Origin of the sequence: Leptolyngbya sp. UWPOB_LEPTO1 (assembly GCF_017302695.1) — a bacterium.
GTDB lineage: Bacteria > Cyanobacteriota > Cyanobacteriia > Leptolyngbyales > Leptolyngbyaceae > Leptolyngbya > Leptolyngbya boryana.
In genome coordinates this window covers 36251-55244 of sequence record NZ_JAFLCJ010000012.1, presented here as the reverse complement: position 1 = coordinate 55244, position 18994 = coordinate 36251, and the positions used below count along the sequence as shown (strand labels likewise).

The following is an 18994-nucleotide window of genomic DNA, read 5'->3' as shown; positions in this document are numbered from 1 at the left end:
GGAAAGGTGAGACTGACGGAGATGCCTTGATGCTCTAGTGAGATCGCCACCTCGTAGATATGTGCTAGCACTTCACACAACCCAGAGATGTGGGTTGTGTGAGTTATTGATATAGCTGGAAGGCATCGCTGTTCAGGGCTAGATTGAGTGGTTGAAAGGCGAGCCGTGGCTTCAGTTCCGTCTTCCCATAAAAACAGTGGAGCGGACAGACCGAAATCCTTTCTCCTGGGTTTTGAGCTTTCTGCTGCCGCTGCCGCTGATTTAAGTCGTTAGACTGCTCAAGCTGCCGGTCGGGGCATACCCGAAAGGTAACCTGTGAGAGGCAGCATTGCACCAGGTGCAGATTGTGAAGAAAATGGTCAGTTCTTAAAAGTGCAAAAAACGTTTTGCTTTTAAGTTTCGCTTTTAAAATACAATTTATGAGGACTTCTCAAGCTTTAATTATGAATATTCCATAGGCATGAAAACAACCTCCATATTTTCAAAAATTAAGCATTATCCAATTTTTCTTGGACTTCCTCTTTTGGTGGGATTTCTCTTTGTATTCTGGTGGTTGCAACAAAGCAATGTCAATTCATTAAATCAGTCTATTAATGAATTACAGCAAAAGATCGAAAACATGCCTGACTCCGATCCTAAATCGTCGCTAACCAAGGACTTAGTTGGCTTAAAAAAAGATCAAGTAGTGCTTCAAAATAGGGTTTATGAAACTCTAGTTCAAGGTCTAGGTGGAGCATTCTTTTTCGTAACAGCTTACCTAACATGGCGAAACATTAAAGCAACTGAGGAGAAACAAATCGCTGAACGTTTTAGTCAAGCCGTAGGATTTCTAGGGAAACCAGAGATAGAAGTTCGCTTGGGTGGTATTTACGCTCTGGAAAGAATCTCCAGAGACTCTAAAAAAGATTATTGGCAAATTATAGAGATTTTAACTGCCTATACTCGCACAAAAGCTCCATTTCAGAATAATAATACCTGTGCAGACAGTGAAGAGATTGAAGATTATAGGCTTCCAATAGATATTGAAGCAGTTTTAACTATATTGAGGCGACGTAACCCTGACGGAAGTTGCATTGAATACAGTTATATTGACCTGAGTAAAACCAATCTGAGCCACGTCAATTTAAATGATGCTAAGTTGGACAAGGTAAATTTTAATAATGCCTGCTTAAGAAGTGCAAAACTTCATAGGGCTCGTCTTAAAGGTGCTAGATTCTGGAATGCAGATTTAACTAGGGCTGAGTTTAAGTTTGCCACTCTTAATGATGCAGAGTTTGGACGCGCTGTCCTTTATAAAGCAAATTTCTGGAACGCTAAGCTTCAGAAAGCTACATTTGTTAGTGCCAATCTTCAACGATCTGTTTTCAGTAATGCTCATCTTCAAGGGGCTAATTTAAAGCATGTGAATTTAAGACAAGCAATGATGAAAGGCGCTCAGCTTCAATCGATAAAGCTTGATGATAGAGAAGTAAAAAAGACAAACTTGGAAGATGCTGATTTGCATGAAGTAGATTTTTCAGGAGCAGATTTAACAGATGCAAATCTTTCTAGGGCAAATCTTGCTGGTTCAGTTTTTGAGAGAGCAAATTTATCAAATGTAAATTTTTCAGGGGCTATTCTTGAAAATGCAAACTTTTCAGGAGCAACTCTTACTGGAGCAAATTTATCGGAAGTAAAACTAGATCGAGTAATTAGTCTCACTAGATCGCAAATTCAACAAGCTCAGAATGTTGATATTACCTCACTACCTGATTATCTGAAATGATTAACGAAAAGCAGGCGAGAACTTTGCTAAGCGAGTGTGAAGTATGGCTCAATACTAACCTAGATAACCTTAGGGAAAGGTTGAGAAATGATCATGAAAATACAAGACCCATGCTTTGGGAATTGATTGTCTTACATGCAACTGCTTATTCCATTACCTCAAGGCATAATGAGGAAATTAGCCAGGATCAAAGCACAGCTTCTCTAATTCAACATGAACCAACTAGTGCAGCACCAGATATCTTTCTACAACCTCATAATTGTCAACCTTTTTATATCGAGATTGCCCATATTGAACCTCGAAATCAGCAACAAGAAAAAGACGTAAAACACTTTCCTGGATGGGTTAAGCGAGAGTTATCTCAAGGAGGAATTGACTATGCAAGCTCATTAAGGATTCGTCTCATTCCTGCTGATTCTGCGAAAGATATTCAAGTACCACCCCGCAATTGTTGGAAGCAACAGCTTAAGACGGATGGATGGAAAGCTTTTTTGTCTAAGCTTTCATCACAACAATTACCATCAACTTGGCTTCCTAAAGGTGCAAATGTGATTGTTGAAGCTGAAGGAGTAGAAAAGAGTCCTTTTGGATCTTCATCGTTCCCAGCGCAAAATATTCCAGAGACAGCTAAAGATAACCCAATATATGAGACTATTGGGCGTAAGGCAGAACAGGCTAAGCGAACTTGGGAGGAAAAATATGGAAGCAAAGAGCCGCTAGTTCTAGTTATTGGTGCTTCCGAAAGTCTTCATCAAATAGGAGGGAATGATACACTTTCCTCTATACAACTACAAAAAGCTGTTTACTCGGCTCTAGCAGATACCGACAAATGGGATTGGACTACAACTCTTAACTTGACGGATAATCGTTCCTGGCTTTGGGCCATGCGTCGGCAGCGTGTTAGCGGCTCTAGACTTATTTCAGCAGTAGTAATTGTCACTATTAGAAATGAATATTCTGGACTGGGGTATGGATGGCAAAAGAAAGCAAAGCGCTTCCTCATCAAGAACCCTCATCCCACTGTTCCCTTAACAGTAGAGCAGGAACGGTTTTTAGAACAAATAAACTTTAATCAAATTAAATACGGTTCTGGTTTGGAGAACTGGGAGCAATCACAGAAGGATCAAACTACTCCTCTATTAAATAGGTATCTTAGAGAATCAGAAGGACACTTTGTATTCGGTCCTAAATCAGATTCTGCCTTTAATGTCGAAATTCCATGTGAGCTTTTTGCTCGTTTCTTAGTTGGAGATATTACTGCTGACGAGGTTTGGGACAACCATCGCTTAAATATCAAAAGTGATAGACCTGCTAACCCATCTTTGGAAGAAACAATTGGTATCTACCTAAGGGCAGCAGCCAACATTGGGCAACCAATAGCCAATGTTGAGTTCATACAGGAGAATTCCCAATTGAGAGAAGAATCGCGCATTAGATTAGAGTTTGGTACATTTGCTGATTCTTTTAAAGGTGGTAAGAATTGCCTTGAAGATTCTGTAAAACCTGATACCAATGGGGCTTTTAGTGTCACTCTCTCCACGAGTCTCGTAACTTGTCTCTTAGCAGGGAAAACTACTGCTGAGGAAGCATGGAAAGGTGAAAGGCGGGAGATTGGCATCTTTTTAAGAGATGCAGTGAATAAAGGTCAAGAAATTACAGATTCCAGCTTAGTTCAAGATGTTCTTGTACCTGAGTGTGAGCCGCAAATCACCTTCAGATTTGGAGTAGCTGCGAATATCTCAATTCGTGAAGACAAAAAAAAACTGAGAGAGATTAGAAAACAGAAAAAGCAGAAGAATTCGGGCTAGCACAGATCCAGACAAGCCGTAGTCTACCCTAAAGTCGCTGCACCAAAACTCCGCAAGTTACCGGTTAGTATCAAAGACTATCTGCGTCTGGTGAGCTTGGTCGTTAGCCTGCTAGTTATCTGTTGGGACAATGCTTTAAGGCTAGTTGTGGGACAGCTATGTAAATTTAGGGTTAGCTGTTGAATGGTGCAGAGGAGTGGATGTTTTGTCCTAAGCAGGATTGAAATGTCGTGTTGTCCTTGTTACTGGTGTTAGTCGGTGTAAGGGGATTGGCTTTGCAATCTCCGAACAATCAGCAATGCCAGGTGCAAACATCAGCATTGGAGCGAACACAACATAACTGTTGCATAAAATCACGATCGTTCTCTTTTGCCTTTGCGTTTTGTCTCCGGCGCAGGCTTCACGATCCGCATGGGCATCCAGAACTTTGCACTATCATCGAATTCGATCAGGACGATCGGACAGTTTGCACTCTGCTCGACGATCGTTCCAGTTCGACCACTGGGAACACAAACACGATCGCTCATTTGATTTTTCAAAAACTCATTAGAACAATCGTACTGAATTAGGGAGAAGAACGATCGGGAAGGCTTTTTTGTTTTGGAGCGTTGTGAGGGAATTAATAGGACATCCGCATTTAGCCTTCTCCCATGCCCAATCTAAAGAGCCAGTTTACGGTCAAGCGTAAGAAATTACCTCAGATGATTTTTTGGACGATCGTTGCCTCTGTGCCGCTCAGTTTCGCGATCGCACGGTTAATCCATCTGATCAAGGTTTTGCTGAAGGATAGTGTTGTGAGGCTTTTCGTTTTCATCATCACAACAACCGCATGAAGGAGGGGGGCATTTTCCTGCTCAAAGTCTTGAATAGCCACAATCAATAAAATAAGAAGCTGACGAGTGAGCCCAAGTAGGTATCTAATTTTAGCCTCGGTTTTGGCTCGTTGAGCCAGCAAATCTTCGATGTCATCGTTCATTTTCACAGCTTGCGTTATTGTGTCGTAAGCAAGCTTAATCGCAGAGAGTTGGTTCAGCCTCTACCAAACTCAAGAAGAATGTTCAAGTTTTTATGTTGCCATTGCTACGCAAATATGGCGTATTGTCTCTAATTCCAGGGACAGTTCTTCATTGTGACGCGATGTCACGTTGAAATCATTGATCGCACTCATCCTCAAATAAAAAATCCCGCCAAAGTGACGGGATGGATACGTGAACTGACGAATAGATTACCCTCAGGATGCCCAAACGATCTGTAGGAGATCGTGCAAATGGGACAGATTTACGGATTGAAAGCGCGATCGCTGGAGTAGAAGTACAAGAGTACTAGCGATCGTGTCAACGCCGAAAACAAAGAGCTGAAGTCAAGAATAAGGCAGTTAGTGATAATTCTCGGTCATGCCTCAGCTCTGGCTGGCCGTCTCAACTTTGAGATTGACCATTCATAATAAACTCTTAGCAATCAACTGCGATAAAGCCTGCGACCGCAGAAATTTCAGTCTCAGTTTGGGCATATTAGCCCCAACCCCCTTACGAGAGAAGACGTATGCTGAGATTGCTGATTTCCCTTGGACTCTTCGGCAGTTGGTTACTATCCGCACGTCAGGTGCACGCGCAACAGATCACACCTGATGACACACTGGGGAGTGCGGTGGCACGATCAGGCAACGACTTTACCATTACCAACGGCAGTACAGCAGGTAACAATCTTTTTCACAGCTTCCGCGAATTCTCCATCCCAACAGGTGGTTCTGCTTTCTTCGATAACGCGACTTCGGTGCAAAATATCTTTAGCCGCGTCACTGGAGGAACGGTTTCTAATCTGGATGGCATCCTCCGCGCCAATGGCACCGCCAATGTCTTTCTCCTCAACCCCAATGGGATTTTGTTTGGTCCCAACGCCCAAATGAATCTTGGGGGATCCTTCACGGGAACCACGGCGAGTGTAATCAAATTTTCCGATGGCACTGAGTTTAATGCAGCCAGCCCCAACAGTGCACCCCTGTTAACTCTGAGCATGCCCATTGGACTACAATTCGGTAGCCAAGCCGCTCCCATTCAAAACCAATCTAAACTGGGTCTACAAGTTAAACCCGAACGAACCCTTAATCTGCTAGGCGGGGATGTGTTCTTTAGCGGTGGCAGCGCGATCGCACCCAGTGGATTGATCCATCTAGGGAGTGTGGCACCGACCAGCTTTGTCGGCTTAGTTGCGAACCCATTTGGCTGGTCATTGAACTACGATCAAGTCCAAAATTTCCAAAATATTCACCTCACCCAAGCTGCCAGACTGAATGTTAGCGGTGCACGAGGTGTTGGGGTCCAAATTCAAGGGCGGCAGGTTACGTTACGGGACGGATCGGCTGTAACCGCGAATATTTCTGGAACTGAGGCAGGACAAGGAATTACGGTAAAAGCCTCAGAGTCATTAGAAGTGATTGGCATGCATGCGAACGGCAAAACGCCAACAAACTTGACAACCTCAGTATTGGCGAATGCTCAGGGGCAAGGCGGTGAAATTTTAATTGAAACTCCAACCTTAAGGCTTTTAGATGCAGGGCTAATCGCGACTCGCACTTATGGTCGTGGGAATGGTGGCAACCTGAATGTGCGTGCCAATTCCGTAGAAATCAGAGGTCGAGATCTATCAGAAAGTAATAATAGTGAATTGATTACCCAAGTAGAACAAGGCGCAAAGGGACGGGGTGGCAATCTTACGTTAGAAGCTCAGTCGGTTGCCATTCTAGATGGTGCATCCATCAAATTGAGAACTCGAGGCAGCGGTCATTCAGGGGACCTGCTTATTCGCACAACCGATCTGGTCTTAGCAGGACGGGCTAAAAAAGGCAGTGGCACCGATGTATCGACCAACAGTCGAGCAGAAGCGACCGGGAATGGCGGAACCCTGACCATCGAAGCGACCCGGATTCGGTTATCCGATAGTGCTTCCATTCGAGCCAAAACGTTTGGGGCGGGTGCTGCTGGCACGATCGTGGTGCGAGCACAAGACATGACGGTGAACGATAGTCGGCTCACGACAGAATCAGATGAATTTGCCACGGGCGATGGGGGCGACATGCATCTCAATGTCGGTTCTTTGCGCTTTACGCAAGGCGGACATGCCGTTGCCTCAACCTTAAGTTCGGGGGACGCTGGCAGTATTTTTATCGCAGCGCGATCTCTGGAATTATCTGGGCAATCCCCAGAAACCACCCCTGCCTCCCTCAGATCGCCCAACAACAGCAACTTACAGGCATTCTCGGCAGCCCAAGGTCATGCTGGGCGCATCCAGATTACGACCGAGACCCTTAGAGTTACGGATGACGCAAAGATTTTGGTCAGTGGGCAGAGCAGTGGAGATGCAGGCAATCTCTCGATTCGAGCCAATATGATCACCTTAGATACAGCGGCGCAGTTTCTTGCAGAAGCTAATGCGGGTAGCCAAGGCAATATCGATCTCAATGCTCAAGTTCTCCTAATGCGCCATGGCAGCCGCATTACAGCGAGTGCTTACAAACAATCCAATGGCGGAAATATTCGGATTATTGCTCCAATTATTGTGGGTATCGAGAATAGTGACATTATCGCAAATGCTAAGCAAGGGCAAGGCGGCAACATTCAAATTACAACGCAAGAACTGATTGGGTTGCAGTATCGCAATCGCATCACTCCCGAAAATGATATTACTGCTAGCTCCGAGGTTAGCGGGTTAGAGGGCACAGTTGAAGTCAATACAGTTGGGGTTGATCCGAACTCTGGGCTGATTCAACTCCCTGCGGATATTATCGATCCGACTCAGCAAATCGCAGCAGACTGTGCCCCCAATCAAAGCAGTAGCTTCGTCATCACTGGGCGGGGTGGGGTTCCAATCAATCCGATGCAGGACACAAGGCGCGATCTCCCTTGGAATGATGTCCGCGATTTGGCTCATTTTCCAACAAGGACAGTCAACGCCAAGCGTAATGTTGAGGAAATACTTCAACCTACTGCATTGATGGAAGCAACCACTTGGTATCGCAATTCCAAAACCGGGAAGGTCGAATTAGTCGCAGCCCAACCTGCAAAGACTTCTTCAACGGCGACTTGTGCTGCAAAATATTGAATCCAGTGCGATCGCAGATGAGATCACGTTCTAAAACTAGCAACGCATTGCCCGTTTAGAATTCCCCACACTCAGCGATCGCACTCGGAGCCGTAGAGGACTTTTCCTGATTCATCTGGAGAAAATCTTAAGCATCATTCCCCATCTGCCAGCCAGATCCGCAACGGGTGATGGATAAACTTGCCGTAGATGAAGGCGAGAACCACGATAACCAGAACTGAGACTCCTACCCCTTGCACTACTTTCCAGGGGTGAACCGTCCATTGATTTTCCATTGGCGCAAATCTTGAGGGAACGGGTTTAGGGTTCCCAGACGTGGAGTTCGTCGATCTCGGACTTCTAATCTCTAGTCAAGTGTGTGTTAGAACCGCACTATAAGACTTCCAGCTATTAAAATCAGCGCGATCGTGCTCCTGCAGCTTTCAACTTCGCCATGCGATCTTTAACCCTCTTGAGGTGATCGTTTCCCAAGCTTTTCATTATCAAATAAGACCCCTCGATAGGCGCAAGTGTTTACGAGGGGTTAATTCGTGGAATAAAGAATGAGGAGGCTCCGAGGAGTTCTTGTTGTGACGGATAACTCTTAGGGCTAGGCTTTCCTCCCTCTTAAGGTAATGTGTCGGCAAACACGATCTCGATACAAATCGACCTGTGTTGGAGAGTAGCCTTCAAGAAACATGTTGTGCCCGTTGCTGAAAATTGCAGCGGGTTTTCTCATTGGAGGAGAGTAAAGGACTTTAGATAATTAGGAGAGCAAGCTATGAAGAAATATATTTGTACAGTTTGCAGCTACGCTTTCTCTGGGTCTTGAGGGAATCTTACAAGGAAAATAAAATCCCATTCTGATCGACCTCATGTGCTCTTTTTCCACCTCTTCTAGTGACACCTCAATCGACTTAAATCTGGCAATCTCTCAACCTGTCTTCACAGAGATTAACCCCCAAACGGCAATCACCCAATTGAGTCAGTGGGCACTCTCCACTCCAGCATTAGACTCGCTGTTTGAGCAAGTTGCCCAGTTAATTGCAAAGACTTTAAAAGTTTCCTACAGTGCGATTTGGCGAGTGCTTTCGGATCAACAATCGTTCAGGCGTGTAGCTTGCAGCCTGAATTTCATCTCAGGAGAGCCGGCAGCAGAAATAGCGGAGTTCCATCTCCCCACGCACTCTCCGCTCTTACAAGAGGGTGCATTCCTCATCCACGCCACTCAAAGTAGTACAGTTCGGGATCTGCCTTTTCCATCTCCACCAGATAGCCAGGGTGGAATTGTGTTGGGAATTCAGGGGCGGCATCAATTGCTAGGAGCGATTGAGGTGTATTCTGATGAACCTCGTCAATTTTCTGAAGACGAAGTGCATTTTCTCCAAGCCGTCGCCAGTATTCTCGGCTCCGCGATCGAGCGAAACGCTTCCGAAGCACTGATTGCGACCCAAAGTCAGGTATTGGAGTTAATTGCCGATGGAGCCGAACTCAAGGAAATTTTCAATCGATTGTGTGAATTATTGGAACAAGAATTACCCAGTGCTTATTGTTCCATTTTGGTTGTTGATCCCCAAGAAAACCGTCTGAGATCTGGGGCTGCTCCAACCCTCCCACCTGAGTATGCTCAAGGCGTGGACGGATTGATGATTGGTGCATGTTCCGGTTCTTGTGGAACGGCTGCGTATCGAGGGGAATCTGTCTTTGTGAACGACATCGCCACAGATCCACTCTGGGCAAATTTTCGGGATTTTGCCCTGGGTCATGGCATTCGGGCCTGCTGGTCATCGCCTTTCTTATCGACTGAAGGGCAAGTCTTGGGCACCTTTGCCCTGTCTCATCAGGTTGCCTGCCAACCGACCCCCTATCACCAAGAAGTTCTGAAAACTGCGGTCAACCTTGCCAGCATTGCTACGGAATCTTCGCGCCGAGCGGCAGCACTTAAAACCGCTAACTTGGAGTTAGAGCATCGGGTAAACGTCCGTACGGCTGAATTGAGTTCAACTCTACAACGACTCCAGCAAACTCAGGCTCAACTCATTCAAGCAGAAAAAATGTCTGGATTGGGGCAAATGGTTGCTGGGGTTGCCCATGAAATTAATAATCCTGCAACCTTTATTTCGGGCAATCTTCCCCATGCTCAGTATCATTTTGAAGACCTCTTGAATCTCCTCAAAGCGTATCAGTCCGATTTTCCCGAACCTAGAGAGGCGGTGGCTGCCCAACTAGAGACGATCGAACTCGAATTTCTGATGGAAGATTTGCCACAAGTTCTGAAAGGAATGGAATCAGGTTGCGATCGCATCATCAATATTGTTCAAGGACTCCGCAACTTTTCTCGGTTGGATGAGGCAGAACTCAAACCTGTCAACCTGCATGAAGGCATTGAGAATACGCTGATGATCCTCAATCATCGTTTAGCATCTGCAGGACAACATCCTGAGATTCAAATCCTGAAACAATACAGCGATCTGCCCTTAGTCACCTGCCATGCCAATCAACTCAATCAGGTGTTTATGCACCTCTTGAGTAACGCGATCGATGCACTATCCTCTCAAGCTTTACAAGCAACTCCTGACTTCTCCCCTTGGATTCGCATCACCACAGAAAGGGTAGGAACCGATCGGGTTCAGATCAAAATTGCAGATAACGGGACTGGTATTCCTCCCGAGATTCAAACTCGTATTTTTGACCCCTTCTACACCACGAAGCCCGTGGGACAGGGAACAGGCTTAGGGCTTGCGATTAGCTACCAAATCGTGACGGAAAAGCACCAGGGCAAACTCTACTGCCACTCAACCCCTGGTCAGGGCGCTGAATTTGTCATTGAGCTACCGATTCGCCAGGACGGTGTGAGTAAATGAGCAGGTAGAACGTCGGTTCGCGCTCGCCCGACAGTCCTGGATCGAATGGCAGTGGAATGATTTTGCACAACCCATTCGTGTGAAACGTGCTGTAGATTCAGGACTCAACCACTCATCAATCCCGCTACTCTGCCCAAAATCCCCAAGCCACTAGCTCCAACATTAACGCCAGAATCAGCCACGCCTCGCTAGACACTGGCACGATCGCGGCTGATCCATGCCGCGATCGTCCTCGGAGTCATTAGGGCAAACTCTCGCAGGCTTGCCCGTCTTTATCTCCATCAAGACGAAACGGATCGCCGGGAAACGCATTTAACACTCGTTGAGCCTCAGCCTGAGTCCTGAAATCGCTGCAATCGCAATCACTCTTCGTACAAGCTGGGAAACTGTTCTGAGTCGGCTGAGAAACTGTTCTCGGTTTCGGTTGTGGGGTTACCCGTTGCACTCCGCGCCGGAAGTCCCACGGCATGACCGGATTAGATTGATTCCAAAACGCCAGACGTTTCAGTTGGGCATCGGCTTCAGCCGTCAAGTATTGTTTAGCGTTGCACCCGTTCAAGTATTGCCTGTACGCAACGGCTTGTCCCTCTTGCACCATGCTGAGATTAATCGAGCGATCGCCCACAAAAACTTCGGCAACTTTCCGATTGTATTTGTCCGTTGCGATCGTTCTCAGTTGAACCGCTTTTCCCACAGGTAAGAGTTGCTTCAGTCTTGCCGCTGCTCTCTCTCCATAGGGTTTCTGCGCCATTTCCGCCGCATCAATGCAGGCTAACCGGACAGTCACAACCTTATTGCCTTCTTTGACTCGGATTGTGTCCCCATCTCCAACAGATGCAACCGTGGCGGAAGTCCGTTGTTGAGCGATCGCTGAAGGTGCAAACAGCCAAAGGACGATCGCAGATGAGAGCAGTAATTTCTTCATGGGTTAAAAGCAGCGCATTGCCCGTTTAGAATTCCCCACACTCAGCGATCGTAATTCTTTTGACAAGAATCCTTAAAGATTAGAGAAATTTGCGTAATCTCCACTAAAACTCCCTAGTTAGTTGCGCTTAAGATTGAAAGATTGGGTGCTGCCAGTCAAACAATGATCAAGTGGAGAGCAGTATGGGGCAGTTATTCAATCGCATCGGTCGTGTGGTTCGATCTGAGTTGAACGCCACCAGCAACCAAGATCATTGCCAAGAGAATTACCTGAATGAAGGAACTGCCCTATTCGCTGGTGGCGCTGTTACAGGCGCTTCGATTGGCAAGATTGGAATATTAGCTGGTGGGACAGGATATAGCCTAGGTGCAATTCCACTCGCTGCCCTTGGTGCGTTAACCGGTGCTGCTCTTTACGAAGCATTGCGATCTCTTCTGGAAGACGACGGTTCTTCTGCCAGTTCTGCGGTGATCGGAGCAACGGCAGGGGCTGCAACTTCAGCAGCGCTTGGAGGAGTTGGCGTAGCTGTCGGCGGGAGTGCGATTGGAGTTGGGCTGGCTTCAATGGCAGCAGGCGGAGCCGTAGTTGGGCTGGGCTTAGCGGGATTAAACCGTCTACTTCAGCACGGTGTCGATCCGGAAAAGCTCTTGGATCTCGCGATCTACCAGATGGAAATAGACGCGCAGAACGCACGTCAAGCACTCATTAATCTCATTGCCAGCCGCAAGCGACTTCAACAGCAGTACGAACAGGTACAAGCGGAAGTGGATAAATGGGAACGGCGAACACAACTTGCTCTCCAAAAGGGAGATGAATATCTGGCAAAGGAAGCATTGAACCGTAAGAAGATACACTCTGGAACTCTCAGCAGTCTTAAAACTCACCTCGATCAAACACCGCCAGTTGAAAACTTTAAGCAGAATTTAACGCTGCTAGAAGCCAAAATCACTGAAGCACAAATGATGAGAACCCAACTAAAGGCGCAGATCGCGACTGCTAAGGTAAATGTGCAACCGCAAGGCACTGCAATGGCAGCATTTGAACGGATGGAAAACAAAGTGCTGCAACTGGAAGCTAGATCTCAGACAGCGGAATTAGCAGATGCGGAGTTAGAAAGCCAATTCAGAACCTTGGTATCGTTCGATGTGGATGGGGAACTCGAAGCAATGAAACAGGAAATGCTGGCACTTTCGCACAGCCTAAACTCTAAAGAGGTTTCCCTCAAACAGAAGCAGACGACGGCTTCTCCAAATGATGCTGAGATCGATGCGGAACTGGAAGATCTCAGAAAACTGCTTGATCAGCTTTAATGCTGAAGATCCGAGGAATTGAGTTTGAGCTGAAAAGTAGGCGGTAGAGAGTCTCGATTGATAATGCTTATTCAAGTTATGGCTTAAGATTCACTTCCCACACTCGGAGCCGTAGAGGACTTTCCCTGATCCATCTGGAGAAAATCTGACGCACCATTCCCCATCCGCCAGCCAGATCCGCAACGGGTGATGGATAAATTTGCCGTAGATGAAGGCAAGAACCACGATAAGTAGGAATGAGATCCCCACCCCTTGAACTACTTTCCAGGGTCGGGCTGTCCATTGGTTTTCCATTGGCGCAAATCTTGAGGGAACGGGCTTAGGGTTCCCCTGCTGTGCCTGAAGATTTCCGCAACGCTTCCCGATGCCTCCGACGAAGCGACTTCACAAGTTTACGAAAATCCTCGGTTAACTCAGGTTCCTCCCAGTATTCAGGAATCAGCTTTAATTGAAAATTCACCCATTCATACGAGGCTGCGTCTTTGCTATAGTTTCTAGCGGCGTAGAGAGCGGTGGAGATCGCGTTTCTAATCATGGGGTTGAGTTCCTGCATTTGTGCATCGCTCAGATATTTGCAATGAAAGTCTTCCATCTCGTTGCGGACAGCCATCGCAATCAGCATCGCTAGGTTTTTTGTGCTTTTTAGTAATCGAGGGCGCTTTTTTGTCATCGCTGAGTATCTACTGAGATTGATCTCATATTAATCATGAGCGCTTCTCAAGCGAAAAAGCCCATCAGATCGCTGATCGCATCGCTCTGCCCAAAATCTCTAAGTCACTAGCCCAAGCATTACCGCCAGAATCAGCCATGCCGCGATCGTCGTTGGCGCAGGTGTTGGCTCAAAATTCATCACTAAATCCCCGTTCTCTCTGATTTCCTCCACTGCTGCTGGGGGAGGGGGTTAGGATTCTCAGTTTGGATTTGTCGATCGCGCTTCGTTAAGAGTATGTGTTAGAACCGCGCTATAAGACTTCTGGCTATTAAAAACAGTTTCTAGCATGAACAAAAAGTGGCGGTATTTGTCTTGGTGTTCATAGGTTTCAATGGGTATCAATTCCCCTTTAAGGCTGTGAACACGCTCAAATATCGCGCTTCTCCTTATTTAGTTGTGTTTCGGTTTTAGGGCTGGTTTAGGGCTGAGTCCTATAGCCAAACTCTGAAACCAATCGGGATGACAGGATTTGAACCTGCGGCATCCTGCTCCCAAAGCAGGCGCGCTACCAAGCTGCGCTACATCCCGTAACAGACTCGAACTAGTATAGCGTAATCCTCGCGCAATAAATCTGTTTTTCTCAATGAATTTTGAATTTCGGAGCGCGATCGTTAGAGATCGCGCTCTAGTTCTCTATTCGCTTGTCTTGACGCGCTTGCTGGTGCCAGTCGATTTCTTAGCTGCAGCAGCTTTTGTCGTGGTTTTCTTAGTCGTGGTTTTGGTTGCGCGCTTCGCGGTTGTTTTCTTCGCGGTCGTCGTTTCTGATTTCTTCTTCGATCGCGTTGTCTTTTTCGTTCCTGCTTTCGCGGCTAATGCCTCAACGGCAACATCCATCGTGATCTCTTCGACAGTCTGACCTTCCGGTAGAGAAGCATTCACCTTACCGTGCTTGAGATACGGGCCATAGGGGCCTTCATAGATATTGACTGGCTCTCCATCATTCGGATGTGCCCCCAACTCCCGAAGCGGTTTTGCTGCTGCCCGCTTACCGCGAACGGCTTTGGGTTCGGCAAATAGCTCTAAAGCCCGTTCCAGCGTAATCGTTACCACATCATCTGGGGCTTTAATCGATCGATAATCCTTCTTCGGCTTACCGTCTTCGTCTTTGCCCAAGTCATGCACGATATACGGTCCAAACCGTCCCAGTGACGCTTGAATTTTGCGACCCGTTTCGGGATGAACTCCCAGAGTCCGGGGCAACGTTAACAAGCCCAACGCCATTTCCATCGTCACTTCTTCAGGCTTGACCTTCGGAGGAACCGAAACATTCTTCGGTTTCGGATTCTCTTCAGTCTTGTCGCCAAGCTGAATGTAATGCCCGTAAGGTCCCAATTTGACGTAGATCGGTTCTCCCGTTTCAGGATGCGATCCCAGCTTGTTCGGTCCTTTCAGCAGAGTCTCGACCTGAGCAGGATGGAGATCAGCAGGCGGGAGATCTCTGGGCAAATTGACATTGCCATTCTCAGACTCGATATAGGCTCCGGTTCGGCTGATCCGAATTTTGGTTCCGAGATCGTCTAGATGAATCGTGCGGGCTTCCTTGGGATCGATATTGCTATCGCGCTCTTTGACTTGAGTCTCTAACCCTTGATCCCCAGAGTAGAACTGAGTCAAATACGGCAGCCAATCGACTTCCCCAGCGGCAATATCGTCTAAGGTTTGCTCCATTTTGGAAGTGAACCGCAAATCGACAATATCGGGGAAATGCCTTTCCAATAAATCGACCACCGCAAAAGCCGTGAAGGTCGGAACAAGCGTATTGCCAACCAGATGCGCGTACCCTTTGCGCTCATCGGTGATCGTGCCAATAATGCTGGCATAGGTCGAAGGACGACCGATTCCCTCACTTTCTAGAGTTTTCACCAGCGATGCTTCAGTGAATCTTGCAGGAGGTTGGGTTTCATGTCCGATCGCTTCTAGATTCCGGCAGTTCGGATGATCTCCAGCTCGCATCGGTGGCAAGATGATTTCTTGGTTCTCGATCGCGGCATTCGGATCGTCTGATCCTTCAACATAGGCGCGGAAGAAGCCCGGAAAATCAATGCGTTTGCCGCTAGCTCGGAAACCCGCATCTTCGACTTGAATTTGCGCTGTAACTTGAGTTTGCCGCGCATCTGCCATTTGAGTGGCAACGGTACGTTTCCAGATCAAATCGTAGAGTTTCAACTCTCGATCTTTTAATCCGGTCTGTTTCGGCGTGCGGAACGTGCTGCCTGCCGGACGAATCGCTTCGTGCGCTTCCTGTGCGCCTTTGCTCTTGGTCGTGTATTGGCGAGGAGAGGGGCTGAGATACTCTGCCCCATACATTTCTTCAACACAACTGCGGGTAGCCGCGATCGCTTGTTGGGACAAGTGCACCGAGTCCGTCCGCATATAGGTGATATACCCTTGCTCATACAGACTTTGAGCCGTTCGCATCGTGTCGCGAGCAGACAGCCCTAATTTACGGTTCGATTCCTGTTGCAGGGTTGAAGTTGTAAAAGGTGGGGAAGGCTTGCGAGTGACCGGACGTTCTTCGAGATCCGAAACAGTCCAGGTTTTCCCATCTAAGCGAGCTTGTAATGCTCTCGCTTCCTCTTCACTTAACAGCACAACGTTTCGACCTGCGGCAACTTGCCCGGTTGATTCGTCAAAATCTGCACCAGTTGCAAGTTTTCGACCTGCTAAGGTCACGAGTTTTGCTTCAAATTCTTGCCGGGAATCAGCTTCGATCGCGAGCAGTGCTTTGAGATCCCAATACGCGCCTTTTCTGAACGCACGACGTTGCCGCTCTCGATTCACCAGCAGACGCACAGCAACAGACTGAACCCGTCCTGCCGAAAGTCCATAGGCGATCTTTTTCCACAAGAGCGGCGACAGTGTGTAACCGACTAAGCGATCGAGAATTCGTCTGGTTTCTTGCGCCCGCACGAGTCTTACGTCAATATCGCGGCAGTTCTCGATCGCGCTGTGAATCGCTTCTTCTGTAATTTCATGAAACACCATTCGCTTCACGGGCACTTTCGGCTTGAGCAACTGAAGTAAGTGCCAGCTAATACTTTCACCCTCGCGGTCTTCGTCAGTCGCCAGCAATAACTCGTCCGCTTCTTTCAAAGCGTCCTTTAAAGTCTTCACAACCTTTGATTTATCTTTTGGCACCAGATAAATTGGCTCAAACCCTGCCTCAACATCGACACCGAGTTCTCTAACACGCTTGTCCTTAATGGAATCAGGCACGTCGCTGGTCGATTGGGGCAAATCGCGGACATGACCCATTGATGCCTCAACGCGGAAATCACGAGGCAAATAATTGCGGATGGTGCGAGCTTTCGTCGGGGATTCGACAATAACAAGAGTTGGCATGAGTCTGTCTAACTAGAAATCGCGGGTCAACAAGGATTCGCACTGAGTGTCTGTATTGCTATCAATATCACTCAATTTGCTCGATCGGGAATACGGAAAACCAACCTGAGGGGTCGTGCAGGCTGTAAAGCTCAAGATTTGAGTTACAGACGCGACATCGTGGCAACCAGCCTGCTTCTAACTTATAACCATACCCAACTGCACAAATTGATTCACTATATAAATAATCAAGATTCAGAAGACTGGCTAAAGTTCGGGGAGCAAACACCTAAGTTTTAGACTGTAGACTATTCGTTCGCAATCGTCCATCTTTTCTGATGGATTAAGTCTTTCTTCAGAGGGTTGCACGATCAATATAGACCAAAGTTGATAGATGGATCTCGTGATCCCAATTGCGGCTTTGGGCAAAGAACTCGGATTTGACGAAAACCAAGTTGCATCCCACGTTAAAATCCCTAACAGGTGAAGTATTCGTTTGCTTCAAATAAAAGTGCGACTAGCATAAATTTTTGTTAATTCCTGCTCATACGGACTCCGTGCTATGGATTTTGCTTCTCTTGCGGCTCAACTGAATGCCGGAACGATCCTGCCAGAACTGATTGTGATCGTAACGTTACTCACTGTGATGGTGGGTGATCTCATTGTGGGACGACAAAATTCCGCAAAATGGACACCTTATGTCGCGGTGGGTGGCTTATTGACGGCGACAGGTGCGCTGTTTACCCTCTGGGATAGTCCGAACCCGATCGGATTTATTGGCGAATTTAATAGCGATGCCCTCAGTATCGTGTTTCGGGGAATTGTCGCACTTTCGGCGGCAGTGACGATTCTGATGTCCGTTCGCTATGTCGAGCAGTCTGGAACGGCTCTGGCAGAGTTTATTACAATTCTGCTGACCGCAACGGTGGGCGGTATGTTTCTGGCTGGGTCGGATGAATTTGTGGCAGTTTATGTTTCGTTGGAAACGCTCAGTATCGCGTCTTATTTGCTGACGGGGTATACAAAGCGCGATCCGCGATCGAATGAAGCTGCGCTGAAATATTTATTAATTGGTGCGTCGAGTTCGGCGATTTTCCTATACGGCGCGTCGCTGCTGTATGGATTGTCCGGCGGCGAAACAAAATTATCGACGATCGCGGAAAAGATTTCACTCGCTGGATTGGATAACTCGATTGGGTTAGTGATTGCGTTGGTATTTGCGATCGCGGGGATCGCATTCAAAATTGCGGCAGTTCCATTCCACCAATGGACGCCTGACGTATATGAAGGATCGCCCACGCCCGTTGTTGCTTTTCTATCGGTTGGATCGAAGGCGGCTGGATTTGCGTTGGCGATTCGGTTATTAGTCACTGCATTCCCTCAAGTGACCGAGCAGTGGCATTTGGTGATGACGACGCTCGCGATTCTGAGTATGGTGCTTGGAAACGTCGTTGCCTTGGCACAGACGAGTATGAAACGACTGTTAGCATATTCGTCGATCGGTCAAGCTGGATTTGTGATGATCGGGTTAGTGATCGGCTCGGATGCCGGATACGCCAGCATGATCTTCTACTTGATGATTTATCTGTTCATGAACTTGGGTGCGTTTACTTGCATCATTCTGTTCTCGCTCCGCACGGGCACAGACCAGATCAGTGAGTACTCGGGCTTGTATCAGAAAGATCCGCTCTTGACCTTGGCGTTGAGCATCTGTCTGCTGTCGCTCGGTGGGATTCCACCCTTAGCTGGCTTCTTTGGGAAGTTGTACTTGTTCTGGGCAGGTTGGCAGGCCGGAGCTTATCCGCTGGTGATTTTGGGCTTGGTCACCAGTGTCATCTCGATTTACTACTACATTCGAGTGGTGAAGATGATGGTCGTCAAAGAGCCACAAGAAATGTCAGAAGCGGTGAAGAATTATCCGCCGATCGCGTGGAATCTGCCTGGATTGCGTCCGTTGCAGGTTGGCTTGATTCTGACTTTGGTGGCAACGTCGATCGCTGGAATTCTCTCGAATCCGCTGTTTACGTTGGCAAATGATTCAGTTACCAAAACACCAATGTTGCAGCAGGCGTTGACCAAAACACGCCCGATCGCGCAGGGAGTCGAGCAGAAAACCGCTGAATTGCCGCAACCGGAAATTCACAGTTAGACCGACTTGTGATTTAACGCGGTTCGCCTGATCGACACACTGATCAGGCGATTTTTTATGACT

General features: G+C 47.4%; 13 protein-coding genes and 1 tRNA gene. 6 read left to right on the top strand and 8 right to left on the bottom strand.

The features are described 5' to 3' along the window. Positions 1 to 460: 460 nt before the first annotated feature. Positions 461 to 1765, top strand: coding sequence for a pentapeptide repeat-containing protein (locus tag J0L70_RS18240; RefSeq protein WP_287455455.1), 1305 nt, complete (start codon positions 461 to 463; stop codon positions 1763 to 1765). Then, on the top strand, positions 1762 to 3573 hold the full coding sequence (locus J0L70_RS18235) for a hypothetical protein (RefSeq protein WP_287455454.1): 1812 nt from the start codon (positions 1762 to 1764) through the stop codon (positions 3571 to 3573). The genes J0L70_RS18240 and J0L70_RS18235 overlap by 4 nt, the downstream gene beginning before the upstream one ends. A gap of 353 nt (positions 3574 to 3926) precedes the next feature. Here J0L70_RS18235 and J0L70_RS18230 read toward each other — a convergent pair whose 3' ends face one another. Further along, positions 3927 to 4100, bottom strand: coding sequence for a hypothetical protein (locus tag J0L70_RS18230; protein ID WP_287455453.1), 174 nt, complete (start codon positions 4098 to 4100; stop codon positions 3927 to 3929). 170 nt (positions 4101 to 4270) lie between these two features. Further along, entirely contained in the window at positions 4271 to 4549 is a 279-nt protein-coding gene (locus J0L70_RS18225; RefSeq protein WP_287455452.1) for a hypothetical protein, read from the bottom strand. A 566-nt stretch (positions 4550 to 5115) separates the two neighbouring features. Between J0L70_RS18225 and J0L70_RS18220 the strand changes: the two genes are divergently transcribed. Then, positions 5116 to 7671: a beta strand repeat-containing protein gene (locus tag J0L70_RS18220; RefSeq protein WP_287455451.1), complete on the top strand. Its 2556-nt coding sequence runs from the start codon at positions 5116 to 5118 to the stop codon at positions 7669 to 7671. A 134-nt stretch (positions 7672 to 7805) separates the two neighbouring features. On the opposite strand, the gene J0L70_RS18215 is transcribed toward J0L70_RS18220, so the two are convergent. Next, positions 7806 to 7946: a hypothetical protein gene (locus J0L70_RS18215; protein ID WP_287455450.1), complete on the bottom strand. Its 141-nt coding sequence runs from the start codon at positions 7944 to 7946 to the stop codon at positions 7806 to 7808. Between the two features lie 579 nt (positions 7947 to 8525). Here J0L70_RS18215 and J0L70_RS18210 point away from each other — a divergent pair. Next, a complete protein-coding gene (locus J0L70_RS18210) occupies positions 8526 to 10514 on the top strand; it encodes a GAF domain-containing protein (RefSeq protein ID WP_287455449.1) in 1989 nt (662 codons plus the stop codon). Between the two features lie 241 nt (positions 10515 to 10755). Here J0L70_RS18210 and J0L70_RS18205 read toward each other — a convergent pair whose 3' ends face one another. Continuing rightward, positions 10756 to 11439 (bottom strand): thermonuclease family protein, encoded by a 684-nt coding sequence (locus J0L70_RS18205; protein ID WP_287455448.1) that lies wholly within the window; start codon positions 11437 to 11439, stop codon positions 10756 to 10758. Positions 11440 to 11621: 182 nt separating this feature from the next. Here J0L70_RS18205 and J0L70_RS18200 point away from each other — a divergent pair, with 182 nt between their 5' ends. Further along, positions 11622 to 12749: a PspA/IM30 family protein gene (locus J0L70_RS18200; RefSeq protein ID WP_287455447.1), complete on the top strand. Its 1128-nt coding sequence runs from the start codon at positions 11622 to 11624 to the stop codon at positions 12747 to 12749. Positions 12750 to 12839: 90 nt separating this feature from the next. Here J0L70_RS18200 and J0L70_RS18195 read toward each other — a convergent pair whose 3' ends face one another. From J0L70_RS18195 to topA, 4 genes are all read right to left on the bottom strand, one after another. After that, entirely contained in the window at positions 12840 to 13043 is a 204-nt protein-coding gene (locus J0L70_RS18195; RefSeq protein ID WP_287455446.1) for a hypothetical protein, read from the bottom strand. Between the two features lie 25 nt (positions 13044 to 13068). Continuing rightward, positions 13069 to 13371, bottom strand: coding sequence for a hypothetical protein (locus tag J0L70_RS18190; protein WP_287455445.1), 303 nt, complete (start codon positions 13369 to 13371; stop codon positions 13069 to 13071). 544 nt (positions 13372 to 13915) lie between these two features. After that, a tRNA-Pro gene (locus J0L70_RS18185) sits at positions 13916 to 13989 on the bottom strand. 105 nt (positions 13990 to 14094) lie between these two features. Continuing rightward, positions 14095 to 16803 carry a type I DNA topoisomerase gene (gene topA / locus J0L70_RS18180; RefSeq protein ID WP_287455444.1) on the bottom strand — a complete coding sequence of 903 codons (2709 nt, stop codon included), beginning with the start codon at positions 16801 to 16803 and terminating at the stop codon, positions 14095 to 14097. A gap of 541 nt (positions 16804 to 17344) precedes the next feature. Between topA and J0L70_RS18175 the strand changes: the two genes are divergently transcribed. Continuing rightward, positions 17345 to 18931: an NAD(P)H-quinone oxidoreductase subunit N gene (locus J0L70_RS18175; protein WP_017288220.1), complete on the top strand. Its 1587-nt coding sequence runs from the start codon at positions 17345 to 17347 to the stop codon at positions 18929 to 18931. Positions 18932 to 18994: the final 63 nt, after the last annotated feature.